This is a genomic window from Blastococcus sp. PRF04-17, from assembly GCF_023016265.1.
GTDB lineage: Bacteria > Actinomycetota > Actinomycetes > Mycobacteriales > Geodermatophilaceae > Blastococcus_B.
In genome coordinates this window covers 2,158,728-2,184,797 of sequence record NZ_CP095412.1, presented here as the reverse complement: position 1 = coordinate 2,184,797, position 26,070 = coordinate 2,158,728, and the positions used below count along the sequence as shown (strand labels likewise).

At 73.6% G+C, this 26,070-nt stretch carries 23 protein-coding genes and 2 pseudogenes; 18 read left to right on the top strand and 7 right to left on the bottom strand.

The annotated features are described in order from the left end of the window. Positions 1–256 precede the first annotated feature (256 nt). From MVA48_RS11085 to MVA48_RS11070, 4 genes are all read left to right on the top strand, one after another. Positions 257–1,258 (top strand): ABC transporter ATP-binding protein, encoded by a 1,002-nt coding sequence (locus tag MVA48_RS11085; RefSeq protein WP_246988779.1) that lies wholly within the window; start codon positions 257–259, stop codon positions 1,256–1,258. 194 nt (positions 1,259–1,452) lie between these two features. After that, entirely contained in the window at positions 1,453–3,150 is a 1,698-nt protein-coding gene (locus MVA48_RS11080) for an ABC transporter family substrate-binding protein (RefSeq protein ID WP_246988778.1), read from the top strand. A 150-nt stretch (positions 3,151–3,300) separates the two neighbouring features. Then, positions 3,301–4,200, top strand: a complete 900-nt coding sequence (mshB, locus tag MVA48_RS11075; protein WP_246988777.1) for an N-acetyl-1-D-myo-inositol-2-amino-2-deoxy-alpha-D-glucopyranoside deacetylase — start codon at positions 3,301–3,303, stop codon at positions 4,198–4,200. Then, a complete protein-coding gene (locus MVA48_RS11070) occupies positions 4,197–4,631 on the top strand; it encodes a hypothetical protein (protein ID WP_246988776.1) in 435 nt (144 codons plus the stop codon). Before mshB ends, MVA48_RS11070 begins: the two co-directional genes overlap by 4 nt. Here the strand turns inward: MVA48_RS11070 and MVA48_RS11065 are convergent. Beyond that, positions 4,585–5,331, bottom strand: coding sequence for a GNAT family N-acetyltransferase (locus MVA48_RS11065; protein ID WP_246988775.1), 747 nt, complete (start codon positions 5,329–5,331; stop codon positions 4,585–4,587). The two genes, MVA48_RS11070 and MVA48_RS11065, sit on opposite strands and share 47 nt — an antisense overlap. A 31-nt stretch (positions 5,332–5,362) precedes the next feature. Beyond that, positions 5,363–6,439: a GAF domain-containing protein gene (locus MVA48_RS11060; protein WP_246988774.1), complete on the bottom strand. Its 1,077-nt coding sequence runs from the start codon at positions 6,437–6,439 to the stop codon at positions 5,363–5,365. 190 nt (positions 6,440–6,629) lie between these two features. On the opposite strand from MVA48_RS11060, the gene fdxA reads away from it, so the two are divergent. Beyond that, positions 6,630–6,956, top strand: coding sequence for a ferredoxin (gene fdxA, locus MVA48_RS11055; RefSeq protein WP_135157879.1), 327 nt, complete (start codon positions 6,630–6,632; stop codon positions 6,954–6,956). Then, positions 6,953–8,083, top strand: a complete 1,131-nt coding sequence (gene dapC, locus MVA48_RS11050; RefSeq protein WP_371821240.1) for a succinyldiaminopimelate transaminase — start codon at positions 6,953–6,955, stop codon at positions 8,081–8,083. The genes fdxA and dapC overlap by 4 nt, the downstream gene beginning before the upstream one ends. A gap of 1 nt (position 8,084) precedes the next feature. On the opposite strand, the gene MVA48_RS11045 is transcribed toward dapC, so the two are convergent. Beyond that, complete coding sequence (locus MVA48_RS11045; protein WP_246988773.1) at positions 8,085–8,615, bottom strand: GGDEF domain-containing protein; 531 nt, start codon at positions 8,613–8,615, stop codon at positions 8,085–8,087. A 140-nt stretch (positions 8,616–8,755) separates the two neighbouring features. Between MVA48_RS11045 and MVA48_RS11040 the strand changes: the two genes are divergently transcribed. Next, entirely contained in the window at positions 8,756–11,431 is a 2,676-nt protein-coding gene (locus MVA48_RS11040) for a toll/interleukin-1 receptor domain-containing protein (RefSeq protein WP_246988772.1), read from the top strand. Positions 11,432–12,897: 1,466 nt separating this feature from the next. Here MVA48_RS11040 and MVA48_RS23430 read toward each other — a convergent pair. Continuing rightward, on the bottom strand, positions 12,898–13,593 hold the full coding sequence (locus MVA48_RS23430) for a hypothetical protein (RefSeq protein ID WP_256461148.1): 696 nt from the start codon (positions 13,591–13,593) through the stop codon (positions 12,898–12,900). A 107-nt stretch (positions 13,594–13,700) separates the two neighbouring features. Here MVA48_RS23430 and MVA48_RS11030 point away from each other — a divergent pair, with 107 nt between their 5' ends. Then, positions 13,701–14,801 carry an alpha/beta fold hydrolase gene (locus MVA48_RS11030; protein ID WP_246988771.1) on the top strand — a complete coding sequence of 367 codons (1,101 nt, stop codon included), beginning with the start codon at positions 13,701–13,703 and terminating at the stop codon, positions 14,799–14,801. A gap of 64 nt (positions 14,802–14,865) precedes the next feature. On the opposite strand, the gene dapD is transcribed toward MVA48_RS11030, so the two are convergent. Both dapD and MVA48_RS11020 read right to left on the bottom strand, forming a co-directional pair. Further along, positions 14,866–15,840 carry a 2,3,4,5-tetrahydropyridine-2,6-dicarboxylate N-succinyltransferase gene (dapD, locus tag MVA48_RS11025; RefSeq protein ID WP_246988770.1) on the bottom strand — a complete coding sequence of 325 codons (975 nt, stop codon included), beginning with the start codon at positions 15,838–15,840 and terminating at the stop codon, positions 14,866–14,868. 10 nt (positions 15,841–15,850) lie between these two features. Then, the gene (locus MVA48_RS11020; protein WP_246989397.1) at positions 15,851–16,132 is read right to left on the bottom strand and encodes a hypothetical protein; all 282 of its coding nucleotides are present in this window, start codon (positions 16,130–16,132) and stop codon (positions 15,851–15,853) included. Between MVA48_RS11020 and MVA48_RS24150 the strand changes: the two are divergent. From MVA48_RS24150 to MVA48_RS10990, 6 genes and pseudogenes are all read left to right on the top strand, one after another. Then, positions 16,067–16,207: pseudogene (locus tag MVA48_RS24150) on the top strand (succinyl-diaminopimelate desuccinylase); the annotation flags it as partial. The gene MVA48_RS11020 and the pseudogene MVA48_RS24150 overlap by 66 nt on opposite strands. Positions 16,208–16,338: 131 nt before the next feature. Continuing rightward, positions 16,339–17,031, top strand: a pseudogene (dapE, locus tag MVA48_RS11010) (succinyl-diaminopimelate desuccinylase); the annotation flags it as partial. Further along, positions 17,028–17,870: a TIGR00730 family Rossman fold protein gene (locus tag MVA48_RS11005; protein ID WP_246988769.1), complete on the top strand. Its 843-nt coding sequence runs from the start codon at positions 17,028–17,030 to the stop codon at positions 17,868–17,870. The pseudogene dapE and the gene MVA48_RS11005, both read left to right, overlap by 4 nt. Further along, entirely contained in the window at positions 17,870–18,019 is a 150-nt protein-coding gene (locus tag MVA48_RS11000) for a hypothetical protein (protein WP_246988768.1), read from the top strand. The genes MVA48_RS11005 and MVA48_RS11000 overlap by 1 nt, the downstream gene beginning before the upstream one ends. Further along, the gene (locus MVA48_RS10995) at positions 18,016–18,237 is read left to right on the top strand and encodes a DivIVA domain-containing protein (RefSeq protein WP_246988767.1); all 222 of its coding nucleotides are present in this window, start codon (positions 18,016–18,018) and stop codon (positions 18,235–18,237) included. The genes MVA48_RS11000 and MVA48_RS10995 overlap by 4 nt, the downstream gene beginning before the upstream one ends. Further along, complete coding sequence (locus MVA48_RS10990; protein ID WP_246988766.1) at positions 18,230–18,682, top strand: SRPBCC family protein; 453 nt, start codon at positions 18,230–18,232, stop codon at positions 18,680–18,682. Before MVA48_RS10995 ends, MVA48_RS10990 begins: the two co-directional genes overlap by 8 nt. Before the next feature lie 12 nt (positions 18,683–18,694). On the opposite strand, the gene MVA48_RS10985 is transcribed toward MVA48_RS10990, so the two are convergent. Further along, positions 18,695–20,359, bottom strand: a complete 1,665-nt coding sequence (locus tag MVA48_RS10985) for an esterase/lipase family protein (protein WP_246988765.1) — start codon at positions 20,357–20,359, stop codon at positions 18,695–18,697. 116 nt (positions 20,360–20,475) lie between these two features. Between MVA48_RS10985 and MVA48_RS10980 the strand changes: the two genes are divergently transcribed. The 4 genes from MVA48_RS10980 (at position 20,476) to MVA48_RS10965 (ending at position 26,041) form a co-directional block, all read left to right on the top strand. Next, complete coding sequence (locus MVA48_RS10980) at positions 20,476–20,904, top strand: hypothetical protein (RefSeq protein ID WP_246988764.1); 429 nt, start codon at positions 20,476–20,478, stop codon at positions 20,902–20,904. A gap of 58 nt (positions 20,905–20,962) precedes the next feature. After that, on the top strand, positions 20,963–21,868 hold the full coding sequence (locus MVA48_RS10975) for a DMT family transporter (RefSeq protein WP_246988763.1): 906 nt from the start codon (positions 20,963–20,965) through the stop codon (positions 21,866–21,868). 73 nt (positions 21,869–21,941) lie between these two features. After that, a complete protein-coding gene (locus MVA48_RS10970) occupies positions 21,942–24,731 on the top strand; it encodes a fibronectin type III domain-containing protein (RefSeq protein ID WP_246988762.1) in 2,790 nt (929 codons plus the stop codon). Next, positions 24,728–26,041 carry a TolB family protein gene (locus MVA48_RS10965; protein WP_246988761.1) on the top strand — a complete coding sequence of 438 codons (1,314 nt, stop codon included), beginning with the start codon at positions 24,728–24,730 and terminating at the stop codon, positions 26,039–26,041. Before MVA48_RS10970 ends, MVA48_RS10965 begins: the two co-directional genes overlap by 4 nt. Positions 26,042–26,070: the final 29 nt, after the last annotated feature.

The following is a 26,070-nucleotide window of genomic DNA, read 5'->3' as shown; positions in this document are numbered from 1 at the left end:
ATCGAGGGGTCACCGCCGAACGTGGCCCGCCTGCCCGGGGGTGCCCGTTCGTGCCCCGCTGCCCGGTCAGCATCTCCATCTGCCACGACGTCGAACCGGCACTGGAGCCGACCGCCGACGGGGCGCGCCGTGCCGCGTGCCACCGCAGCGAGGAGATCGAGCACGGCCTCATCGACGGCGTGCCGGTCTTCCCGCCCCCGCCATCGCGACGGCGCGCGAGGAGCTCCCCCGCGACCAGCGGGCCGCGGTCCTGGAGGTGCGCGACCTCGCCAAGCGCTACCCGATCACGAAGGGTGTCGTGCTGCGCCGCAAGATCGGCACCATCACGGCCGTCGACGGGATCAGCTTCGACATCCGCGAGGGCGAGGCGCTCGGGCTCGTCGGCGAGTCCGGCTGCGGCAAGACGACCACGATCATGCAGATCCTCGAGATGACGCGCCCGGAGCAGGGCACCGTGACGCTGCTCGGCACCGACGTCGGAGGGCTGGACCGCAGCGGCCGCAAGCAGCTGCGACGCGACGTGCAGGTCGTCTTCCAGGACCCGCTGGCGTCCCTGGACCCGCGGCTGCCGGTCGGCGACATCATCGAGGAGCCGATGCGCGCCTTCCGCGTCCCGGCCGAGCGGCGCCAGGAGCGCGTGCGGGAGCTGCTGTCCCTGGTGGGGCTCAGCCCCGAGCACGCCAACCGGTACCCGGCCGACTTCTCGGGCGGTCAGCGGCAGCGCATCGGCATCGCCCGGGCGCTGGCGCTCGAGCCGAAGCTGCTGGTGCTCGACGAGCCGGTCTCCGCCCTCGACGTCTCCATCCAGGCCGGCGTGCTCAACCTGCTCGAGGACCTCAAGGTCCGCCTCGGCCTGTCCTACCTCTTCGTGGCGCACGACCTCTCGGTGGTGCGGCACATCGCCGACCGCGTGGCGGTGATGTACCTGGGTCGGCTGGTCGAGGTGGGGAGCGGGGCCGACGTCTTCGAGCGACCCACGCATCCCTACACGCAGGCGCTGCTGTCGGCCGTGCCGATCCCCGATCCCGTGGCCGAGCGGAAGCGGTCGCGCATCCTGGTGCGCGGCGACCTGCCCGACCCCGCGAACCTGCCGTCCGGGTGCCGGTTCCGCCTGCGCTGTCCACTGTTCGCCGAGCTGCCCGAGGAGCAGCAGCGGCTGTGCATCGAGGTGGACCCGCCCCTGGAGCGCCACGAAGCCGGCGGAGAGCAGGAGGCGGCGTGCCACTGGGCGCGCGAGCGGCACGTCGTCCCCACCTGAGCGGTCAGGTCGCGGGTGGTCAAGTTCCCAGCGTCTGACGCCGATAAAGGGAGCGCTGCCCCGTCGGATCCAGCGGTGATCGTTATGGCGACGTGATCCGTTCGACGCGGACACGTGCTTACCCTCCGGACGTCCGAGAATCGGCCGTCCGTTCCAGCCCGGCTGGGACGCCGGCACCGACCATGGAGCACCTCTTGAGACTTCGTCCACTCAGTGCAGTCGCCGCTGCCACTGCCGCCGCCCTCGTGCTGGCCGGCTGTGGCGGCGGGGACTCCGACTCCGGTGGCAACGGCGGCGGGAGCGGCGAAGCCGCCTCCGCCTCCGAGAACCAGATCAACGCGGTCGACCGCGATGAGCTCGCCGAGGGTGGTGACCTGCGCTGGCCGCTGGGTGAGATCCCGCCGAACTTCAACTATCACCAGTTCGACGGCACCCTCCAGGACAACGCCGACGTCATCGAGGCGCTCATGCCCTCGGCCTTCCACTTCGAGGCCGACGCCAACCCGGTGGTCAACGAGGACTACTTCACCAACATCGAGCTGACCTCCGAGGACCCGCAGACGGTCACCTACGACATCAACGAGGACGCGACCTGGTCGGACGGGACGCCGATCACCGCGCAGGACCTCATCGCCCAGTGGCAGGCGCTCAACGGCACCAACCCGGCGTACAACATCTCGTCGACGACCGGGTACGACCAGATCGAGTCGGTGGAGGAGGGCGACAGCGAGAAGCAGGCCGTCGTCACCTTCGCGACCCCCTTCGCCGACTGGCAGAGCCTGTACAGCCCGCTGTACCCGGCGTCGACCAACAGCGACCCCGAGGTGTTCAACACCGGCTGGGTCGAGCAGCCGCAGGTGACCGCGGGTCCGTTCCAGCTGGCGAGCATCGACGCGACCGCGCAGACGATCACGCTCGAGCGCAACCCGGACTGGTGGGGCGACCCGGCGATCCTGGACCGGATCATCTACCGGGTCATCGACCTCGACGCCCAGATCGACTCGCTGGTCAACGGTGAGGTCGACTTCATCGAGATCGCTGCCGACGTCAACAAGCTGCAGCGCGCCGAGGGCACCGACGGCATCGAGATCCGTCGTGCGGGTGGGCCGAACTTCCGGCACATCACCATCAACGGCACTTCGCCGGTGCTCTCCGACGTCGCGGTCCGCAAGGCGCTGGCCAAGGCCATCGACCGGCAGACCATCACCGACGCCATGATCGGCCCGCTGGGTGGCGACGCCACCAAGCTCGACAACCACATCTTCATGCGGAACCAGGAGGGCTACCAGGACAACGCCGGCGAGCTCTCGGAGCCCGACGTCGAGGCGGCCAACGCCGAGCTCGAAGAGGCCGGCTGGACCCGCGAGGGCGACGAGGGCACGCGGACCAAGGACGGCCAGGAGCTGTCCGTGCGGTTCGTGATCCCGTCCGGTGTGGCCACGAGCGCCCAGGAGGCGCAGCTGGTCCAGAGCATGCTGGCCGAGGTCGGTGCCGACGTCCAGATCGAGACGGTCGACGTGGGCCAGTTCTTCGAGAACTACATCCTCATCGGCGACTACGACATGACGGTCTTCTCCTGGATCGGCACGCCGTTCCCGATCAGCTCGTCGTCCTCGATCTACGCGATGCCGCAGGGCGACAACATCCAGCAGAACTTCGCCCGGGTCGGGACGCCGGAGATCGACGCCGGGTTCAACGAGGTCAAGTCGGAGCTCGACCCCGAGCGGGCCCGTGAGATGGCCAACGAGATCGACGCCCAGATCTGGGACATCGTCCACTCGCTGACCCTCTACCAGCGGCCCGACATCTGGGCCACGGTCGACAACCTGGCGAACTTCGGAGCCTTCGGGTTCGCCTCGGCCCGGTACCAGGACATCGGCTTCACCGAGTGATCTGAGCACCACCCCGGAGCGGGGGTCGGCCCGGAAGGGTCGGCCCCCGCTTCTGTGCATGTGGCGGTGCACCGGACCGCACGCTGCCGGGAGCCGTCCGGCGCGGGACCCTTCGGGCCTCAGCCGGGGCGACCAGGGAAGATCGCTCCCGTGACCTCCTCCGACCGACGCCTCCTCCTCGTCCACGCGCACCCGGACGACGAGACCATCAACAACGGCGCCACCATGGCCAAGTACGTCGCCGAGGGCGTCGGCGTCACCCTGCTCACCTGCACCCTCGGCGAGGAGGGGGAGGTGCTGGTCCCCGAGCTCGCCCAGCTGGCTGCCGATCAGGCCGACCAGCTCGGCGGTTACCGCATCTGGGAGCTGCGGTCGGCGATGGAGGCGCTGGGGGTCCGCGACGTCCGGTTCCTCGGGGGGCCGGGGCGCTTCCGGGACTCCGGGATGATGGGCACCCCCGCCAACGAGCACCCTCGGGCCTTCTGGAACGCCGACCTCGACGAGGCGGTGGCCCACGCGGTCGACGTCGTCCGCGAGGTGCGCCCGCAGGTGGTGGTCACCTACGACGAGAACGGTGGCTACGGCCACCCCGACCACATCCAGGCCCACCGCGTCGCGATGCGTGCCGTCGAGGCGGCGGCGGACCCTGCGTACCGGCCAGACCTGGGGCAGGCCTGGTCGGTGGCCAAGGTGTACTGGTGCTGCGTGCCCAGGTCGGTGCTCCAGCAGGGCATCGACGCGCTGGCGGCCGTCGGCGCGGACTCGTTCTTCGAGGGGGCGGTCAGCGCGGACGAGATCCCGTTCGGGGTGCCCGACGACCAGGTGACGGCCGCCGTCGACGGCCGCGCGTTCGTCGACCGCAAGGACGCCGCGATGCGCGCGCATCCCACGCAGATCCAGGTCGACGGCCCGTTCTTCGCGCTGTCGAACAACCTGGGCATGGAGGTGCTGGGCACGGAGTACTACCGCCTGGTCCGCGGCGAGCGCGGCCCGGCCGGGAACGGTCCGCAGGGGTGGGAGGACGACCTGTTCGCGGGTCTGGGCGGATGACTCCGCTGCAGCTGCTGGACCGGCTCGGCTGGGCGGTCGTCGCCGTCGTGGTCGGCGGGTGGCTGGTCCTGGTGCAGGTCTTCTGGCTCCCCCTCCGCATCGGCGGCGTGCTCGTGCCCGTGTCCGTCCTGGCCGCCGTCGTGGGCAACCTGCTGCTGCCGGCCCTGCTGCACCGGCTGTCGGGCTCGCGACTGGTCGCCGTGCTCCCCGTGGTCGTCTGGCTGGTCGTCGCGGTCAGTTCCATGTCCCGCCGCCCCGAGGGGGATGTCGTGCTCCTCGGCACCGGCGCGCTCGGGACGCTGAGCCTGGTCTTCCTGATGACCGGGGTGCTCGCCGCGGCCGTCTCGGTGGGCCGCATCCTGGGCAGCGCGGCCCGACCCCGGGTCAGGCCTGCGGACCCAGCCGGTAGTGGTAGCGGTGGTGCTCGGTGAACCCCAGCCGTGCGTAGAGCGCCAGGGCCGGGGTGTTCTCCTGCGCGACCTGCAGGAGGCAGGAGTGCCCGTCGCGGTCGCGCGCCCAGGCGCCCAGCGCAGCCATGACGGCGGTCGCGAGTCCGCGCCGTCGGTGCCGCTCGTCGACGGTCACGGCGGTGACGCACAGCCAGCCGTCCACGAGCACGCCCCGCGCGACGGCGGCCAGCGGCGCCGGCTCGGGATCGCAGCGGACGGCGGCGAACACCGGCTCGTCGGCGTTGGCCAGCACCGCGGCGGCGACCGGGGGCAGCGGCGTGCCGCGGTAGCGGTACCCGGCCAGCCAGGCGTCGTCCGGGGTCGGGGCCAGGGACACCTGCACGGCGGTCTCCGCCCAGCCGGTGAGCGGCGCGGTCAGCACGAGGACCTCGTCGTGGTGGGCCCAGCCGGCGGCGTCGAAGGCGGCGTCGGCCTCCTCGTTGCCCGGCCCCGGAACCTGCGCACGGGGCTGCAGCCCGCGCCGGGTGTACCAGTGGGTCACGGCGTCAACGGCGTCGGGCAGGTCGGCGGGCGGGTCGCCGAGCACCAGCACCGAGTTGGCCCGGCCGGTGAACCCGCCGCCGGCGCGCAGCAGCCAGTCGCCGTAGGGCGCCTCCTCCAGCCCTCGCCAGCTGCGGGCGGCCAGCCGTTCGAGGGCGGCGACGGACGGCGGCACGGGCACGCGGGGGATTCTCCCGGGGCGGGCCGCCGCGTCAGCGGGCGGGCAGCAGGCGGCGGCGCGGGCGAGCCCCTCGGTCGACCAGCCTGTGGCGGACCACGCGGGTGGTGGTCAGCGAGGCCGCGCGTGCCTGGCTGGTGCGGGCCTGCTCGATGACGCCGCCGAGGTGCGCGCCGGCGGCCGCGGCGAGGCGGCGAACGTCCTCGGAGAACGGTCGCAGCCGGGTGCTGCCCAGGGCCAGCACGCCGGCGAGATGCGGGCTGCGCCCCAGCGGCACGGCGAGGCCGGAGGCGATGTGGAAGGAGTCGGCCCACCAGCCCGACAGCAGATGCGAGTCCCGGTCGGCGGTCACCGGCTGGCCGGTCCGCAGCACGGTCTCGGCCAGCTGCAGCCCGACGGGGGCGTTGCGGAACTGCTCCCGGGTGGCCGGGTCGCGACGGCCGTCGGCGCAGCTGGCCATGCGCGGCACCAGGGCGCCGTCCTCGACCAGGAAGATGCAGGCGCGCTCCACCTCGCCGAGCCCGGCCAGCAGCCGGCAGGCGACCGCCAGGAGCTGGTCCGTCGACGGCGCCTGCGAGGCGGACTCGATCAGCTGCAGCAGGACGGTGGCCTGCGCGGTCCGACGCTTCTCCGAGCGCCGGGTCCACGCCTCGTCGACCGCTGCGGCGAGCTCACGGGTGGCCCTGCGGAGCAGGCGCGGTGCGGCCGCCGCGGCCGGCTCGACGGTCAGGACGCCGATGACCTCGCCGTCCAGGAGCAGCGGCTCGCCGTGGGCCGAGCGGATGCCGACATCCTCGATCTCGCGGTCGGCTGCCCGGCGCCCGGTCGAGTGCGCCACGGCCGGCGCCCGGTCCCGGACGACGCGGGCGAAGAAGGGCGACCGGCTCAGCGCGACCGGCGTGCGCAGGCGGGGGTGCTCGACGGGTGGCCGCCCGGAGGTGGCTACCGCCTGGCGGAACGGGACCATCGTCTGCGTCGTGGCCTCGAGCACCCACACCGAGAGCCGGGTGGCGCCGGAGGAGGCGCGCAGACGCTGGAGCAGGCCCTCCATGGCCGCCTGTGCGTCGAAGGGGGACGCCGACGTCGCCCGCGTGTTCCTCGCTCCGTGCACGCAACCAGGATCGGCAGACGCCCGCGAAGCTTGAGATGCCGCTTCCGGGTCACCCCGTCCGGGGGACGTCGGCCCGTCGCGGGCCACCCGTCGCGCCCGCGCGCGCACCGGGGCGTCATACTGTGGCCTCAGGACCCACCCTGGCCTGGCCAGCGGTTACTGCTACACGCGTCCCCGGGAGGGAACCACCGTGACCTACGTGATCACCCAGGCCTGCGTCGACGTCCTCGACAAGGCGTGCATCGACGAGTGTCCGGTGGACTGCATCTACGAGGGCGAGCGGATGCTCTACATCCACCCCGACGAGTGCGTGGACTGCGGCGCCTGCGAGCCGGTCTGCCCGGTGGAGGCCATCTACTACGAGGACGACGTCCCGGACAAGTGGAAGGACTTCTACAACGCCAACGTGGAGTTCTTCTCCGACCTCGGCAGCCCGGGGGGTGCGGCGAAGACGGGGAAGATCAACAAGGACCACCCGCTGGTCGCCGCGCTTCCCCCGCAGGGCGAAGGTCACTGAAAGGGCCACTGACGGAGACGGTCCCGGGCGCGGCCCGTTCGCTGCCCGACTTCCCCTGGGACGCGCTCACCGGTGCCCGGGCGCGCGCCGCCGGGCACCCGGGCGGCGTGGTCGACCTGTCGATCGGCACCCCGGTCGACGACACACCGACGGTGCTGTCCGACGCCCTGGCCGCCGCCGGGAACGCGCCCGGCTATCCCACCGCCCTGGGCACGCCGGCCCTGCGGACGGCGGCTGCCGGGTGGCTGCGGCGCCGGCTCGGCGTCGCGGTGGCCGACCCGCTCGGCGCTGACCCGTCGGTCATCCCCACGGTCGGCTCCAAGGAGCTCGTCGCGCTGCTCCCGACCCTGCTCGGGCTCACGGGGACCGGCACCGTCGTCGTGCCCGAGGTCGCCTACCCCACCTACGAGGTCGGCGCGGTGCTGGCCGGGCTGGCCGTGCGGCGCACGGACACGCCGCCGGCCGATGCCGCAGGTGTGGTCCTGGTCTGGCTGAACTCGCCCGGCAACCCGCACGGGCGGGTGCTGACCGACGACCAGCTGCGGGGGTGGGTCGCCTGGGGCCGGGCGCACGGCGTGCCCGTGGTCGCCGACGAGTGCTACGTGACGCTCGGCTGGGACGTCGAGCCGCGGTCGATCCTGCACCCCGCGATCGCGGGTGCCGACCACGCGGGCCTGCTGGCCGTGCACTCGCTGTCCAAGCAGTCGACCGCCGCCGGTTACCGCGGCGGTCTGCTCTCGGGCGATCCGGCGCTGGTCCGGCGCGCATGGGAGGTGCGCCGGCATCTCGGGCTCCTGGTGCCGACGCCGGTGCAGGCCGCCATGGTGGCCGCCCTGGAGGACGACGCCCACGTCGACGCCCAGCGCGCGCGGTACCGGGCGCGGCGGGAGCGGCTCGCCGCCGCCGTCCGGGCCGCCGGGCTCCGGATCGACCACTCCGAGGCGGGGCTCTACCTGTGGGCCACCCGAGACGAGGACTGCTGGTCGACCATCGACTTCCTCGCCGGTCTCGGCATCGTCGCCGCGCCCGGCGTCTTCTACGGTCCCGCCGGGGGGCGGCACGTGCGGCTGGCGCTCACCGCGTCCGACGAGCGGATCGACGCCGCGGTGGAGCGCCTCGCGCCGTGACTCAGTACGGCTCGCGGTAGCGGATCACCGTGCCGGCGCCCGCCCGCCGGGCGGCGGTGAGGCTGACCAGCCCGCGGCGCAGCACCTCCTCGGCCGAGAGCTCGGGAGCCAGCTGCGCGATGCCGGCGGCGGCCGTCAACCCCTCGATGCCGAGGTCGGAGATCGCGGCGCTCAGCCGCGTGGCGGCCGGCTCGGCCGCGTCCGCCGGACCGGACATCAGGACGGCGAACTCCCCGGGCCCGGACTTGGCGAGGTAGTCGTCGCCGCGCAGCGACCGGGCCAGCAGTCCGGTCACCGCGGCCAGCGTGCTCTGCGCCGTCGGCCAGCCCTCGTCGCGGCGCAGCAGCCCGATGATCACGAGGGTGGCCGAGGTGCGGACGGTCACGGTCAGCCGCTCGCCGAGACGCTCGAGCAGAGCGTCGCGCGAGGGCAGCAGGGTCGTCACGTCGGCGACCGCGGCATCGTCGCACGGTGCGGTGGGGAGGTCGTGCTTCGGCGCGGTCGTCATGCCGAGGTCGTCGGCGGCGGGCATGTCGGACCTGAGCGATATCACCCGGCGGAGGTAACAGGCAGATTCCGGTGCTGCGGGCGGGTGTTGACGGTGTCGCTGTCGGTGAACAGTCTGGTCCGAGGGGCCCTTCGGGAGAGCCCTGAGGGGGCGATGTGGCGAGGGTGTTCGTCAGTCACGCCGGCGCCGATACCGACTTCGCGACCGTGGTGCACGGCTGGTTGCGAGCCGGCGGACACGAGGTCTTCCTCGACCGCGACCTGGGCGACGGCATCGTCCTCGGCGAGGAGTGGGAACAGCGGCTGTTCGAGCGGCTGCGCTGGGCCGACGCCGTGGTGTGCATCCTCACGTCGGCATACATCAGCTCGGTGTGGTGCACGGCCGAACTGGTCTTCGCCCGCTCGCGGGGAACCCGCTTGCTTCCGTTGCGGGCCGAGCCCGGCGTGACCCACCCGCTGCTGCAATCGGTCCACCACGTCGACGTGGCCGGCGACGGGGAGCGGGGACGGGCGGCACTCACCGAGGTACTGGTCCGCGTGGACGCGGCCGGGGGCGGCGGATGGCCGGACGACCGCTCGCCCTTCCCGGGCCTGCGCCCGTTCGAGACCGACCAGCACCGGGTGTTCTTCGGCCGCGAGCGCGAGACCGAGGAACTGGCCGCGCTGCTCAGGTCTCCGGCCGAGCAGGCGGACGGCGCCGCTCTCCTCGTGCTGGGCCCGTCGGGTTCGGGCAAGTCCTCCCTGGCACGAGCGGGGCTCCTCCCGGTCATGGCACGGGAGCCCGACTGGTGGACGTTGTCCCCCTTCCTACCGGGCGCCGATCCCCTGTCGGCCCTGGTGCGGGAGCTCGCGGCCGCGGCCCGGCTGCTCGGCTCCGGTGACTCGCCCGCCGCACTCCGCGAACGGGTCCGCAACGGGGGGCTCGGAGAGGTGGTCGACGACCTGCTGCTGTCGGTCCCCGGTCACCGGCGGCGTCGCCTGCTCGTCGTGGTCGACCAGTTCGAGGAGATCGTCACCCGCTCGACACCGGACGCGCGGGCCCGCTTCGCCGAGACCGTGTGCCCGGCGCTGTCGGGGCCGGTGCAGCTGGTCGCCACCATGCGACCGGAGTTCCTGGAGCCGCTGCTGACCGACGAGGCCCTGGCGGCTCTGCCCAAGCGGCTCCACACGATCGCGCCGCTGCGCCGCGACGCGCTGCGGGCGGTCGTGGAGAAGCCGGCTCGGCTGGCGGGCATCGAGGTGGACGACGCCCTGGTGGACCGGCTGGTGGCCGACACGGACTCCGGGGACGCGCTCCCGTTGCTCGCCTACACGCTGGCCGAGCTGGCCGAGGGGATCCCACGAGGCGGTCGCCTGCTCGCCGGCCGCTACGAGCAGCTCGGCGGCGTGCAGGGGGCCCTGGTCCGGCAGGCCGATGCCGCCCTGGAGACAGCGGTCTCCTCCGGTGGTCTCCCCGCCGAGCAGGTCGTCACGGAACTGCTCCGGCTGGTCACCGTGGACGAACGCGGACGGCGGACGCGCTCCCGGGTGCCGCGGGACGAGCTGCCGCCGGCCGTCGCCGCTGCCTTCGACGCGTTCATCGCCAGGCGCCTGCTCGTCACCGACCGCGAGGCCGACCGAGTGGTCGTCGGAGTCGCGCACGAGGCCTTCCTGTCGGCGTGGCCGCCGCTGCGCGATGCGATCGACGGCGCCTCGGTGGCCCTCCGGGCTCGACGCGGGGTCGAGCTGGCGGCCGAGGAGTGGCTCGTGGATGGCAGGCCACCCCGGAAGCTGTGGGAACGCGGCCAGCTGGCGGCCGCGGTGGCCGACACCGGGGTCCACCTCGAACCCGAGCCAGGGGCGGGCGCAGTCGAGGGCGGCGGACCGCGGGCGTCCGTCCGGCTGCCGTGGAAACCGTGGCCGTTCCGACGGCGCACACTGCTCTCCGAGCGCGTGGCGCTGAGCACGGCCGCAGGCGAGTTCCTGACCAGGAGCATCGTCCGGGACCGGTGGCTGAGGGGACGCACCACGATCGGACTGTCCGTCCTCCTCGTTCTCGCCGTGGTGGGCGCTGGGATCGCGGTCCTCCAGCAGCGGGTGGCGCGCCAGCAGGAGACGGTGGCCACGGCCCGGCAGCTGGCGGCGACCGCGGTCGCGGGCATCGGCGACCGGCTGGACGTGGCTCAGCTGCTGGCCGTGGAGGGATACCGCCGCGACCCCAATCCCGAGACCCGGCGGGCGCTGATGTCGGTCGTCGCGGCAAGTCCCCGCCTCGTGCGTTATCTGCAGGCCGGCGCCGCCGTGTCGGCGCTCGGCGCTTCTCGCGACGGCACCGTGCTGGTTGCGGGAACCGAGGACGGGGAGGTCCTCCTATGGGAAACGACAGGCGCCAGTGAGGCCCGCCGGCTCGGCCGGGCTGGACGGTGCGGTCGTCTCCGTCTCGGTCAGCGACGACGGATCGTGGATCGCCGCGTCCGTCGACGGGGGCGTCACGGTGTGGGCCGACGGCGAGGAGGTGCGTCTGCCGCTTCCGCCACCTGCCGCGGACGGCGGGCCGCAGGTCGTGGCGGTCTCGCCCGACGGCCGACAGCTCGCGGTCAACACGGCCCGCGTCGACGGTGGTCCCGCCGACACGCCCGGTTCGACGCTGACCGTCGTCGACCTGGGGACGCGCACCTCCGCCGAGACGACGCTCGCCGTGCTGGCGGACGAGCTCGTCTTCTCCGACGAGGACCGGATCACCGCCGTCGACGTGGACCGCGGCATCTGGCACCTGATCCAGACGTCCACGCTGGCGACGGTCGCGACGTCGGAGGCCCCCCTTCCCGGCGTCCACTTCTACGGAGCCGGCGTGTCACCTGACGGCCGGTTCTACACCTGGACCAACGCCGCCGCCGAGATCCCGGTCTACGACGTGTCCCGGCCCGCCGAATACGACCGCCCCGACCTGGTCGCCGTCGGTCCCGGCCGCAACCCGGAGGCTCTGGCCGTCTCCGCAGAAGGTGAGTTCGTCGCGGTCGCGGAGACCGGTTCGATCCACGTGCTGCGCACGGCCCCCGCGGCAGCGGCCGCGGAGCAGGTCGACGTGCTGACCGGGAACGCCTCGGTGGACCGGCTGATGTTCGTGGGCGAGGGCGGGCAGACCCTTCTCTCCGTCTCCGGGAGTGCGATCGCCCTGTGGGACCTCACCCAGATGAGCCGGATGGGCGGGCAGGTGCCGACCTGGGCACCCGGTGAGTGCAACGGCTGCGCCGGACCCACCGTGATCGTCAGTCCGGACGGGCAGCGGGTGGCCGTCAGCGACTCCCACAACCAGGTTCTCGCCGTTCACGGCGCCGGAGTGGACGACGACGGGGCCGCGCAGTCCTTCCGGTTCCTCTCCTTTCCCGACAGCCCGGGCCCGTTCGAGATCATCCGGTGGTCGGACGACGGCTCCCGGCTGTTCTTGACCGTGCCGCCCTCGGTGTCCATCGACGTCCGCGAGGGTGGACCGGACGGCCCGCTCGTGCAACGCGTGCAGGCGCCCTCGGGCCACGGCGACGTAGTGCAGGCCCCCACCGCCCCGGGCGAGGCCGAGATCGTGCTGCGCGCCTCCGTCGCGGAGCCGGACGACGCCGCGGACACCGCGATCGTCCGCGCGCGGGCCGCGTTCGACTCCGCCCTGGAACGAGCCGGAGAGAGGTATCACCAGGCGGGGCCACTCGTGTTCGACGCGGACGTCTCCCGGGTCGCGACGATCGTCTGGAACCTGTCGTCCGAGAGCGGGACCTTCGAAGCCTGGCTGGTGGACGTCGAGGAAGGCGTCGTCGACGTCCTGCCCACGGGGGATGCGTGGGGTGTGACCTTCACACGCGACCATCTGCTGATCGCCACCGCCGACGGGTCGCTCGAGATCCGCGACGAATCCGGCCACGACGTGACAGCGGTCGTGCCGGGCAGCCCCGGGGACGCGGTGGCGCTGGTCGCCTCGAGCCAGGCCGAGGTGGCGGCCCGGCTGCGCGAGGACGGAACGATCGTGCTGGTCGACACCGCCGCGGGCGCCGTCCTGGGCACGGTGGGGAGCCCTGCGCCGGTCACGTACGGGTTGCGGCCGGGCATCGCCCTGTCACCCGACGGGGACCGCATGTTCGTGGCTTCCCCGGACATCTCCGACCCGACGGCCAGCGGCTGGCTGCGGCACTACGTGACCGAACCCGAGGACTGGGTCGACATCGCGTGCCGGACGGCCGGCCGCGACCTGACCCCCGGCGAGTGGAGCCGGCTGGTCGACCAGCCCCCACCGGCCGACCTGCGCTGCGGCCGCCCCCGGTGAGCCGGTCGGTCGGGACTCACGCGCAGGTGACGCCGTCGACCCCACCGGTCCTCAGCATGCCGGCGAGCTCCACGGCCATCACCTCCCACTGCTGGTACGCCTCGGGAAAGCCGCTCAACTGCACGTCCTGGGCCACCTCGGTCAAGCGGCGCGTATCCCATCCCGGGACCCGCACCAACCCGTCGTAGAACTTGCCTGCCGCGTACACCGGGTCCTGGACCTGGGCTTCGGTTCCCCAGCCCTGCGACGGGCGCTGCTGGAAGAGTCCCAGCGAGTCGCGGTCGCCGTAGTCGAGGTTGCGCAACCGCGACTCCTGCTGGGCGGTGGCCACGGCGATCACGACGGCCCGCTCGGGCAGCCCGCGTTCCCGGCCGACGCGCGCGATGACGTCGGCGTTGCCGATCTGCTCGTCGGTCACCTCCACACCCGAGCCCGGCAACCGGCAGACCTCCGGCGGCGGGGCTGCACGGTCGGCGTCCCAGGCGAGGCCGACGAGGACAGCCGCGACGACCAGGAGCGCGGGCCACCACCGCTGCAGGGCGTGCGCCGGGCCGCGCCGCGTCGGGCGCCCGCGCGTCGGGCGTCTGGTCCGTGCCACGCGAGGCCGCCGAACGGCCGAGCTGCCAGGCGCCCGGCGCCGCCGGACGGTCCGCACCGCCGTGGTCCGCCGCCGGGCGCCGGAGGCGTGCACGGCGGTGCGCGGCGCGGTCATCACCGGAACTGTAGGTCGCGATCCTGTCAGTTCCCCGGTGCCCGCGGTCACACCGGCGAGGCACCTCGGTCGCTAGCGTGTGCCTCCCCCGGCCCGAGGAGCTGCGCATGACCGACCACCTGCTGCCCGGCATCACCGCCACCCGGCTGCCCACCGACCGGCTCACCCAGAACGTCCTGCACCTCGAGGGAGTCGACCCCCGCGGACCGGGGGAGGCGGTGTTGTTCGTGCACGGCAACGTGAGCTGTGCGCTGTTCTGGCAGCAGCCGATGCTGGCGCTGGGATCGACCGGACGGCATCGCGTCCTCGCCGTCGACCTGCGCGGCTACGGGGACACCGATCCGCTGCCGGTCGACGCCACCCGCGGCGTCCGTGACTGGGCCGACGACCTCGACGCGCTGGTGACCGCTCTCGGGCTGGACCGGGTGCACCTGGTCGGCTGGAGCATGGGCGCGGGCGTGGTGCTGCAGCACCTGGTGGACCGCCCGGAGCGGGTGGCCTCGGTCGCGCTGGTGGCACCGGTCTCGCCGTTCGGCTTCGGTGGCACGGCGGGGGCCGACGGGGCACGGGTGCATCCCGACGGCACCGGCTCCGGCGCCGGCGCGGCCAATCCGGACTTCGTGGCGGCTCTCGCGGCGGGCGACACCGGCGACGCGAGCCCGACGAGCCCCCGGAACGTCCTGCGCTCGTTCTACGTCGCGCCGGGGTCGCTGCCCATCGACCCGGACCTGGAGGACGTCTTCGTCGCCGCGATGAACAGCACCCGGACCGGCGAGGACCACTACCCCGGCGAGGCGGTGGTGGTCGAGGCATGGCCCGGCGTCGCCCCGGGCGAGCGCGGCGTGCTCAACACGATGGCGCCGACCGTCTTCGACGCGTCCGGGATCGTCGACCTGGCACCGAAGCCGCCGATCCTGTGGATCCGGGGGAGGCCGACCAGATCGTCTCGGACACCTCGGTGTTCGACCTCGCCTACCTCGGCTCGATCGGCGCCGTCCCGGGGTGGCCGGGGGCCGAGGCCTTCCCGCCCCAGCCGATGGTCACCCAGACGCGCACGGTGCTCGACCGGTACGCCGCGACCGGCGGCGCCTACCGGGAGGTCGTGCTGCCCGGCGTCGGCCACTCACCGCACGTCGAGCGCCCGCAGGAGTTCGTCGTGGCGCTGCTCGAGCACCTCGACGTCCCCGCGGAGGCGCCGGCCAACCTGACCTGAGCGGCTTTCGGTACAGAAAGCGGCGGCCGCCGGCCGCGCTTTCTGTACCGAAAGCTGGGTCAGTTCGCGTGCAGCTCGGCGTTGAGCTCGCCCCAGGTGCCGGCGCGGGGGAGCGCCTCCAGGGCTCCGGTGACGCTGTTGCGCCGGAACAGCAGCCCGTCGCGACCGGAGAGTTCCTTGGCCTTGACCACCGAACCGTCGGGCAGGGTGATCCGCGAGCCGGCGGTCACGTAGCACCCGGCCTCGACGACGCAGCCGTCGCCGAGGGAGATGCCGATGCCGGAGTTGGCGCCGAGCAGGCAGCCGCTGCCGATGGAGATCACCTCGGTGCCGCCGCCGGACAGCGTGCCCATGATCGACGCGCTGCCGCCGATGTCGCTGTCGGGGCCGACGACCACGCCGGCGGAGATCCGGCCCTCGACCATCGACGGCCCGAGCGTGCCGGCGTTGTAGTTGACGAAGCCCTCGTGCATGACCGTCGTCCCCTCGGCCAGGTGGGCGCCCAGCCGCACCCGGTCGCCGTCGGCGATGCGCACGCCGGAGGGGATGACGTAGTCGACCATCCGCGGGAACTTGTCGACGCCGTGGACGGTCACCTGGCCCACCGCGGCGCGCAGCCGGTGGGCGTTGAAGGACGCCGCCTCGACCGGGCCGGCGCTGGTCCAGGCCACGTTCGTGAGCAGACCGAAGACACCGGTCATGTTCGCCCCGTGCGGCGGGATCAGCCGGTGCGAGAGCAGGTGCAGCCGCAGCCAGACGTCGTGGGTGTCGACGGGTGGCTGGGAGAGGTCGGGGATGACCGTGCGGACGGCGATCACCTCGACGCCGCGGGCCTCGTCCCGCCGGACCAGGCCGCCGTAGTCCGGTCCGAGCTCGCCGGAGAGCTCCAGCGCCCCGAGCCGGGCCGTGCCGGGTTTCGCGCCGTCGGGCGCACCGAGCCGGGGCTCGGGGTACCACGTGTCGAGGACCGCGCCGGAGGTGGCGAGGGTGGCCAGACCGGCGGCGACGGCGGAGCGGGGGGCGGCGTCAGTCACGGCGACGACGCTACCGACCGGCCCCGTGCCGGGTCGGGCCGGTGGGGCCGGTGCCCCCGTAGGCTCGGGACCCGTGGGTGACCTGCCGCCGCTCGACCTGTCCGCCGACGTCCTCGCGCTCACCCGTGCCCTGGTCGACGCCCCGTCGGTGTCGGGCGACGAGGGCCCCCTGGCCGACGCGGTCGAGGCCGCCCTCCGCCGTCTCGGCGGCCTCGAGGTCGAACGCGTGGGCAACGCCGTGCTGGCCCGGACCAATCTGGACCGGCCGACCCGCGTCGTCCTCGCCGGGCACCTCGACACCGTGCCGATCGCCGACAACCTGCCGTCTGACCTGCAGGAGGTCGACGGGGTACAGCGGCTGTACGGATGCGGCACCAGTGACATGAAGGCCGGCGACGCGGTCATGCTGCGCCTGGCGGCCCGCTTCGGCGTCCCCGGCGCCGAGCGGCGCACGACCTCACGTTCGTCTTCTACGACAACGAGGAGGTCGAGCACGCGAAGAACGGGCTCGGCCGGGTGGCCCGCGAGCAGCGCGGCTGGCTCTACGGCGACCTCGCCGTCCTGCTCGAGCCGACCGACGGCGAGATCGAGGCCGGCTGCCAGGGCACCCTGCGCGCCGAGCTCGAGACCAAGGGACGGCGGGCGCACAGCGCGCGCAGCTGGCTCGGCGTCAACGCGATCCACCAGGCGGCGGGCATCCTCGCGACGCTGGCCGCCTACTCCGCCCGGGAGGTGGAGATCGACGGCTGCACGTACCGCGAGGGCCTCAACGCGGTGCTCGTGGACGGCGGCGTCGCCGGCAACGTCATCCCCGACGCGTGCCGGGTGACGGTGAACTTCCGCTACGCGCCCGACCGCGACGAGGACGACGCGGAGGCGCACGTCCGCGAGGTGTTCGCCGAGGCGCTGGCCGACGGCGCCACCCTGACCGTCACCGACAACGCGGGCGGGGCCCTGCCGGGGCTGTCCGAACCGGCCGCCGCCGCGTTCGTCACCGCCGTCGGCCGGCCCGCCCGCGCGAAGCTCGGCTGGACCGACGTCGCCCGCTTCGCCGCCTTCGGGATCCCCGCGGTCAACTACGGCCCGGGAGACCCGCAGCTCGCGCACACCCGCGAGGAACACGTGCTCGTCGAGCGGTTGCAGCCGGCCGAGGACGCCCTGATCGCCTACCTCTCCGGGAGCTCCGCATGACCCTGCCCCCCAGCCCAGAGCAGCCCGAGCGCCGTCCGCGTCCCACCCGGCACCGCGGGCCGGTGGTCCTGCGCGGCGGCGAGCCCAACGCCCAGCCCGAGGGGTCGACCACCGACCAGCGGCTGCTGGACCGGCGCGGCCCGAGCGACTGGGTGCACACCGACCCGTGGCGCGTCCTGCGCATCCAGTCGGAGTTCGTCGAGGGCTTCGGTCTGCTCGCGGAGCTGCCGCGAGCGGTGAGCGTCTTCGGCAGCGCCCGCACCCCGCGCGACCACCCGCACTACGCCGCCGGCGTGGCGATCGGTGCCGCCCTGGCGCAGTCGGGCTACGCGGTGATCACCGGGGGCGGGCCGGGCGCGATGGAGGCGGCGAACCGGGGCGCCTCGGAGGCCGGCGGCCTGTCGGTCGGCCTGGGCATCGAGCTGCCGTTCGAGCAGGACCTCAACGAGTGGGTCGACGTCGGCATCGCGTTCCGCTACTTCTTCGTGCGCAAGACGATGTTCGTCAAGTACGCGCAGGCGTTCGTGATCCTGCCGGGGGGCTTCGGCACGCTCGACGAGCTGTTCGAGGCGCTCACGCTGGTGCAGACCCGCAAGGTCACCCGGTTCCCGGTGATCCTCTTCGGCTCCGACTACTGGTCGGGCCTGCTGAGCTGGATCCGGACCACGCTGGCCGGAACCGGCACCATCAACGCCGCCGACCTCGACCTCATCACCGTCACCGACGACGTGGGCGAGGTGCTGAAGGTGATCCAGGCGGCCGACGCCGCCCGGCGGGCCGGCGACGGCGGCGGTGGCATGCAGCACGTGCCCGTCGAACAGGGCCCGCTCGAGGCCTGATGCTCTCGTTCCTGCTGTTCGTCGGCGGCGTCCTCGTCGTCGGCGGGCTGCTGTTCCTCGGCGCGTCGGTGCTGCTGGGCCGCGGCGAGACCCAGCCGCCGGCCGATCTCGACCGCTCGCCGGTGGAACTGCCCGAGGGCCGCCGGTGACCTCCGACGACGTGCGCGCGCTGCGGATCTCCGTCGTCCTGCGGGGCTACCGGATGACCGAGGTGGACTGGCTGCTGGAACAGTTCGCGCTGGCCCTGGACGAGCGGGACGCCGAGATCGCCGAGCTGCGGGCGCGCCTGCATCCGCCACCCGCAGCCCGGCCGAAGGAGCAACCGACGGTCCCCCCGGTCGACGACGAGGAGCTGCCGCGTGCCTGAGCTGGTGGAGCAGATCGAGGTCGACGCGCCCCCGGAGCGCGTGTGGGCGCTGCTCACCGACTGGGAGCGGCAGGGCGACTGGATGCTGGCCACCGACGTCCGGACGGTGGGTGACCCGGCGCAGCGGCTGCACGGGCGGCTGGCCGCGCGCACGGGGCTGCCCCTGCCCGGGGGACGACGGCTCGGCGTCCTCGACACGATGATCATCACCCGGTGGGAGCCGCCGACCCTGGTCGAGGTGCAGCACACCGGCCGGATCGTGCGCGGTCCCGGCACGTTCGAGGTCCGGCCCCGTCACGGGGGCGCGACGGTGGTCTGCATCGAGACCTGGTACCTGCCCTACGGCTACCTGGGCGTCGTCGGCTGGTTCCTCTCCCGGCCGCTGGTCGTCTGGGGGCTGCGCCGCTCGCTGCAGCGGCTGGCCGAGCTCGCCGAGCGCGGCTGACCGGAGACTGCCCTAGGCGTTCCAGTCGTTCCACCGCGAGGCGCGCAGGCGCAGCAGCGCACGCGGGCCCAGCTCCTCGCGCGCCGACTTCGGGAACGGCACCTCGATGACCGCGTCGGATCCGCGCGGCGTCGCCTCCCCGCGTTCGCCCTCCTGCCAGCGCCACTGCCAGCCGATGCGCCACCGGCCGTCGGCCTTGATCGTCTCGACGTCCAGCAGCCCCTCCCACGTGCCGGCCTGCTCGATGTGCTCGTCGAACCGCTGGACGCCGTCCCGCAGGTGGACCGGCTGCACCCGCAGCCGCAGCGTGTAGAGGCAGGAGTCCTTGCCGGCCGGCCGGTTGCCGGACAGCAGGAACACCGTGAACAGCGGGATGGGCTCCTTGTCCCGGAGCTTGCGGTACTCGATCGGGATCGCCGAGTGGTGCTGGATCTGCTGGTTGTGCATGAGAGCCGGCAGCCCCCGCACGGCCACCGTGGCGTCCAGGTGGTGGAAGTGGCCGTCCGCGTCGCCCTTCTCGGCGCGCCTGGCCAGGTCCTCCCGGATCTTGTCCAGCCGGTCGAGCTCCAGGTGCACCCGGAGGTCCCCGAAGAAGAAGCGCTCCAGGTTCTGGTAGCCCTCCTCGGAGTTGACGATCCCGTAGCGGCCGGAGTGCGACCGGTGCGCGTAGGCCCGCGGCGCACCCCGCACGTAGGCGTTCTCGATCTGCACCAGCCCGTCGCTGTGCGCGCCCACCGCGTTCGCCGACAGCCGGTTGTCGTAGTCGCCGGGGTTGGTGCCGACCATGGAGAAGAAGCGCTCGGGCGGGAAGCCGGTCAGCTCGCGGGAGTCCCAGTTGCGCGGCGGTTTCGGCTGGCGGCCCAGCGTCTTGCGGTCGTGGGTGATCTCCCAGAGCCGCCGGGGGCCGAAGTCGTCGATGTTGGTCTGCTTGAACAGCGCTCCCGCCCGGTCGCGCAACCACTCGATGACCCCGCCGCCGGGGACGTCGAACTCGATGCCACCGTGCGGCGTGGCGTAGGTGAACACCTTGTCGACGTGGTCGACGGCCGTGCGGCCCAGGTTCGGGTAGGTCCGCTGGATCAGGCAGCGGATGACCAGGCCTCCGGTGGAGTGGGCGACCAGGTTGACCCGTGGCGCCCCGGTGCGTTCCTTCACGTGCTCGATGAGGTCGCTGAGTCCGAGGGCCGACTCCTCGATCTCCTGGCGCCGTCCGGGGGTGTCCGGGAAGGTCTTCGAGGCCTGGTCGTAGTAGCGGTAGACCCACAGCGACCGGAGCCCCACTCCCTCGTCCGCCCCGGCCCGGAAGAGCCGCTGGGTCGGGTAGGTCGCCGGCTGGCGCGTGAAGTCCTCGGGCCCGGGCGGGGCTCCCCGCAGCGAGCGGCCGGCGTCGAGCCGGTCCTGCTCCTTCTCGAGTTCCCGTTCGCCCTTGGCGTCGAGGCCGGCCTGGACGCCGGCGATGTAGCTGTCGCGGTACCCGTGGTCGCTGAGCAGGCGCAGGACCGGGCTCTCGAAGACGTAGAAGGCCGGCTGGCCCGTCTCGTCCTGCCGGACGTGCGTCGACCCCTTGTTGAAGCCGTAGAACGGGTCGTCGACGGTGGCTTCCGTCCCACCCTGCCCGTAGGTGAAGCCACGCAGGTAGATGATCGGCAGGTAGGGACCGTCGGCGGCTGCGCGCATGGGGACTCCGGCCTCGTCGAGGGAGGCGGAGCCTAGGGACCGCGAACCCGCGTCGTCTACGTTTCGCGTCGCGCCGGTGACCGGGTACGGCGTGTCGACGCGGGGAGGCGCCGGGGATGAGCGAGCGCTCGTGGGTGCTCCTGGCGCTCGTGGTCGGCGCCTTCGCGGTCCTCTCGCGGGGCAGGGAGGCGCGGCAGCTCACCGCTGCCCGTGACCCGGCACGTCTCGTCGACGGCTGGCCGGCCGCCGCGGTGGCCCGCGCCCGGCGGTTCCTGGTCCTGGACCTCGTCGTCCTCGTGCCCGCCTATTCGGGGCTCGGCGTCTCCCTGGCCGCTGACGGTGCCGGCGGATGGCCGACGGCGCTCGCGTGCGGCGTCCTCGCGGCCGGTGCCCTCGCCGACGTCGTGGAGGACGTCGCCGCGCTCGCCTACCTCGCCCGGCGCTCGCCCGCCCTGGTCCGGCCGATGCGATGGGGAGCGAGGGGAAAGCTGCTCGTCCTCCCCGGGCTGGCGGCCCTCCTGCTGCTGGCGGTCACCGCCCCCTGAGGGCCGTCGGCCAGGATGTGCGGGTGCTGAGGGGCGACGGGGACATGAGGTACGGGCGGTGAGCCGGCGGGGCTGGGGGCTGTTCCTGGCGATGTCGGTCATCTGGGGCGTGCCCTACCTGCTGATCAAGGTGGCCGTCGACGAGGTCTCGCCGGTGATGGTGGTCTTCGCGCGGTGCGTGGTCGGCGCCGCGCTGCTGCTGCCCTGGACGATCGCGCGCGGCCAGGTGCGCCCGGCGCTGCGCCACTGGAAGGCGCTGCTGCTGTTCACCGTGCTCGAGATGGCGGGGCCGTGGCTGCTGCTGTCCTACGCCGAGCAGACGCTGTCGAGCTCCCTCACCGGCCTGCTCGTGGCCACGGTGCCCTTCGTCGCCGCGCTGGCCGGCCGGCTGGCGGGGGAGGAGGACCGGCTCACCCCGGTCCGGCTGCTCGGCATGGCCATCGGAGTGGTCGGCATCGTCGCGCTGCTCGGCCTGGACGTCGGCGGCGCGCACCTGCTGCCGCTCCTCGCCGTGGCGCTCACCGTCGTCGGCTACGCCACCGGGCCGCTGGTGGTCACCCGGGCGCTGCCCGACGTGCCCGGTGCGGCCGCCAGCTCGATCGCCCTGTTGGTCACGGCGGTCGTCTACGCGCCGTTCGCGGTGCCGCAGCTGGGCCAGGCCGTCGACGCGTCGCCACCGGCGCTGTTCTCCCTGGTCGGGCTGGGTGCGCTCTGCACGGCGCTGGCCCTGGCGCTGTTCTTCGCGCTGATCCGGGAGGTGGGCCCGCAGCGGGCGCTGGTGATCACCTTCGTGAACCCGGCCGTCGCCGTCCTCCTGGGTGTGGCGCTGCTCGACGAGCCGTTCACGCTCGGCATCGCGATCGGTCTGCCGCTGGTGCTGGTGGGGTGCGTGCTCGCCACGCGGCGCAGCGACGTGCGCCGCCGTCCCTCCGAGCTGTCCGAGGTCGACTCCGCCGTCCCCTGACCCTCCTGGGCAGGGCCCGGCTCAAGGGTGGGCTCTTTCCTGCCGATGCCGGGTGCGGCCGAGGGAGGCACCCGTGCAGCGATCGGACCAGGGCGGACGAGCCCGGCGACGGAGCTGGCTGCCGCGCGCCCTGGCACTGCTGGTCGTGGCCGGCACGGTCGCCGTCTCCGGCCACGCGCCCCTCGCCACCCCCGCGCTGCGGACCGCCAGCGCGACCGACCCGGCACCGCCCACGGACGTCGTCGCCGCGAGCGCCGACCGGGCGCTGCACGTCTCGTGGACCGCGCCGGCCGGCGAGACGGTCACCGGTTACCGGGTGCGTCTGGACGGTGTCCTGGTGGCCAGTCCCACGGGCACGTCGGTGACGCTGGCCGGGCTGGTCAACGGCCGCTCGTACGTGGTCACGGTCATCACCCGATCGTCGTTCCTCGGCCTGCCGACCGAGGGGACGACGGCGAGCGTCCCCGTCACGGGGACGCCGCGCGACGCGGTCCCCCCGGCGGCGCCCGCCGGCGTCACGGCGGTGCGCGGCGACGGCAAGGTGGACCTGAGCTGGGTGCTCAACGCCACCGACTACGACGCCGACGGCTACCGGGTGCTGCGCGACGGCGTGCCGATCACCGGACGGCTCGGCGCGGCGACAACCTCGTACACAGACACGACCGTGGTCAACGACGTCACCTACGGCTACGCCGTGCAGACGCACGACACGTCGGACAACTGGTCGGCGTCCTCGACGCCGGCGGCCTCGGCCACGCCCACCGACCTGACGCCGCCGGCGACGCCGACCGGGATCATGGTCGGCCGGGGCGACGGCAGCGCCGGCCTGGCCTGGGACCCCAACGCCGAACCGGACCTCGCCCACTACCTCGTGCTCCGCGACGGCGTCGAGGTCGCCACGGTCACCGACACCGACCACCTCGATCTCGGCCTGACCAACGACACGACCTACTCCTACGCACTCGTCGCCGTCGACACCCACGGCAATCGTTCGGCGCCGACGGCCCCGGTGTCGGTCACGCCGACCGACCTCACGCCCCCGGCCGCGCCCACCGGGCTGGTGGCCGTCCGCGGCGACGGGCAGGTCGTCCTCGGCTGGGACGCCAACGGCGAGCCCGACCTCGCCGGTTACCGGCTCCTGCGCGACGGCGTGGAGGTCGCGATCGTGACCGGCGCGACGTCCTACACCGACACCGGCCTGACCAACGACGTCGAGTACCGGTATACGCTGGCCGCGATCGACAACCACGGCAACCACTCGATCTCGTCGTCCCCGGCCTACGCGACGCCGACCGACCTCGGTGCGCCCGCCATGCCGACCGGCCTGACCGCGACGCCCGCGGACGGGCAGGTGACCCTCTCCTGGGCGGCCAACACGGAGCCGGACCTCGCCGGTTACGTCGTGCTCCGGGACGGCGCCGACGTCGCGACCGTGAGCACGCCCGGCTACGCCGACACCGGGGTGACCAACGGGACGACGTACGGCTACTCGGTGGTCGCGGTCGACACGCACGGCAACCGGTCGCCGTCCACCTCCGCCGTTGCGGCCACGCCGGTCGACGTCAGCGCTCCGGCGAGCCCCGCCGGTCTGGTCGCCACCCGCGGTGACGGCCAGGTCTTCCTGACCTGGACGGCGAACGGCGAGCCCGATCTGGCCACGTACCGCGTGCTCCGGGACGGCGTCGAGATCGTCTCCACCGCCGGTACGAGCTTCACCGATCTGCCACTGGTCAACGACGTCACCTACTCGTACGCGCTGGTGGCCGTCGACAGGAGCGGCAACCGCTCGGCGCCGTCGTCCCCCGTCCCGGCCACGCCGACCGACCTCACCGCGCCGGCCGCCCCCACGGGTCTGAGCGCCGTGAAGGTCAGTGGCCGGACGGTCGTCTCCTGGACGGCGAACGGCGAACCGGACCTCGCGAGCTACCGGGTGTTCCGCGACGGCGTGGAGATCGCCACGGTGACCGGCACGAGCTACACCGACAACCAGGTGACCGGCGCCGCGCGGACGTACGCGCTCGTCGCCGTCGACACGCACGGGAACCGGTCGGCCGCGTCGGCGCCGGTCTCGACTGCGGCAGACTTCACACCGCCGGCGGTGCCGACCGGGCTGACCGCCACCCGCGGGGACGAGCGGGTGACGCTGTCGTGGGCGAGGAACAACGAGGCCGACTTCGCGACCTACCGGGTGCTCCGCGACGGGGTGGAGATCGCGACGGTCACCACTCGGAGCTACGTCGACACCGGCCTGACCAACGACGTCACCTACTCCTACTCGCTCGTCGCCGTCGACGACGTGGGCAACCGGTCGGCCGCCTCCGCACCGGTGTCCGCCACTCCGACCGACCTCACACCGCCGGCCGCCCCGACCGGTCTGGTCGCCGTCGCCGGCGAGAACGAGGTGTCCCTGGCGTGGGCGGCGAACGGCGAGGCCGACCTGGCCGACTACCGGGTGCTGCGCGACGGCGTGGAGATCGCCACCGTTCCCACCCGCACGTACCTCGACACCGGGCTGACCAACGACGTCGCGTACGCGTACACGCTGGTCGCCGTCGACACCCACGGCAACCGGTCGGCCCCCTCGGCGGTTGCCTCGGCAACCCCCCGCGACATGGCCCCCGACGCGCCGACCGACGTCACCGCCGTCCCCGGTGACCGCCGCGCGGTGCTCTCCTGGACCGCGCCGTCCGACACCGACGTCGTGGGCTACCGGGTCCTGGCCGAGGACGGCCGCATCGTCGCCACCGTGGCGGCGCCGGCCACCCGGGCCGCGGTGCCCGACCTGGTCAACGGCACGACGTACCGGTTCACGGTCGCCGCGGTGGACGCCGGGGGCACGTCTCCGGGCCGTCGTCGGTCGTGACGGTGGTCCCGGCCTCCCCGCCCGTGCCGACCCTGGGCGCGGGGGAGAGCGGCGGGCTCGCGGTGAGCGAGGACGGCCGCTTCGTCGTCGTCGGGACCCGTGCGCGGCTCGAGCCGGGCGACACCAACACCGCCTACGAGCTGTACCTGGTGGACCGGACCGCCGGGACGGCGATGCGCATCGCTCCGCTGCCGGCGGGCGCGACCGGCGCGACCGACCCGACCAACACCAGCGCGCCGGTGATCAGCGCCGACGGCGGCACGGTGGCGCTGGCCACCACGGCGGCGCTCCTCGCGGGCGACACCAACGGGCAGACCGACGTCTACCGGTTCTCCACCGCCACCCGGACGTGGAGCCTGGTCAGCGTGCCCTCCGGTGGCGGCGCGCACGCCTCGACCGCCGGGGCGGTGCTGCACACCGGAGGATCGGTGTACGCCACCAGCGCACCGGTCGCACTGTCCGCCGACGGCGCGCTCGCGCTGTTCTACTCGGCCCGCGCGGACCTGGTGCCCGGCGACACCAACGGCGTCGTCGACCTCTTCGCGAAGAACCTCACCACAGGTGCGGTGACGCGGGTCTCGACCACGACGGCGGGCGGCAACGTCGGCGGCGCCGCCACGGGGCCGGCGCTCGCGCTCACACCTGACGGCCGGTTCGCGCTCTTCCCCGTCACGTCGAGCACCGGCACCGTGCTGCTGTACCGCAAGACCCTGTCCGGCGCCGGCGCCGGCGAACTCCTCCTCGTCTCCTCCGTGGGACCGGCCGGCCGGGCCACCCCGTTCGCCGTCTACCGGGACGCCGGCGACATCGCGATCAGCGACGACGGGCGGTACGTGGCCCTCGTGACCGCCGCCCGGATCACCACCGCCAACCCGGGGACCACCGGCAGCACCGGGCTGGCCTACCGGATGGACACCGCCACCGGCGCCGTGCTGGCCCTCGGCAACGGCCAGCAGACGGTGTGGGAGCACCGGGTCGAGCTGGATCCGAGCGGGCGCTACGCCTTCTTCTCGACCGCGTCGGGACAGCTCCCCGGCGACACCAACGGCCACACCGACCACTACCGCCGCGACCTCGACGGCGGGGTCGCCGGGCCCCTGGTGCTGGTGACCAGCGACGCCGACGGGCGGGCCACCGCGGGGCCGATCGGCTCCGTCGCGGCGTCCGAGTACGGGCGGCTCACCGCGATCACGGCCGACGAGGTCGTGGTGACCACGTCGCAGGCGCTGGTGTCGGCCGACACCAACCGCATCCGCGACCTGTACGTCAAGGATCTCGTCAGCGGCACGGTGCGGTCACCGCTGGCCTGACGACGGTGTCGGTGGTGCGCACTAGCCTG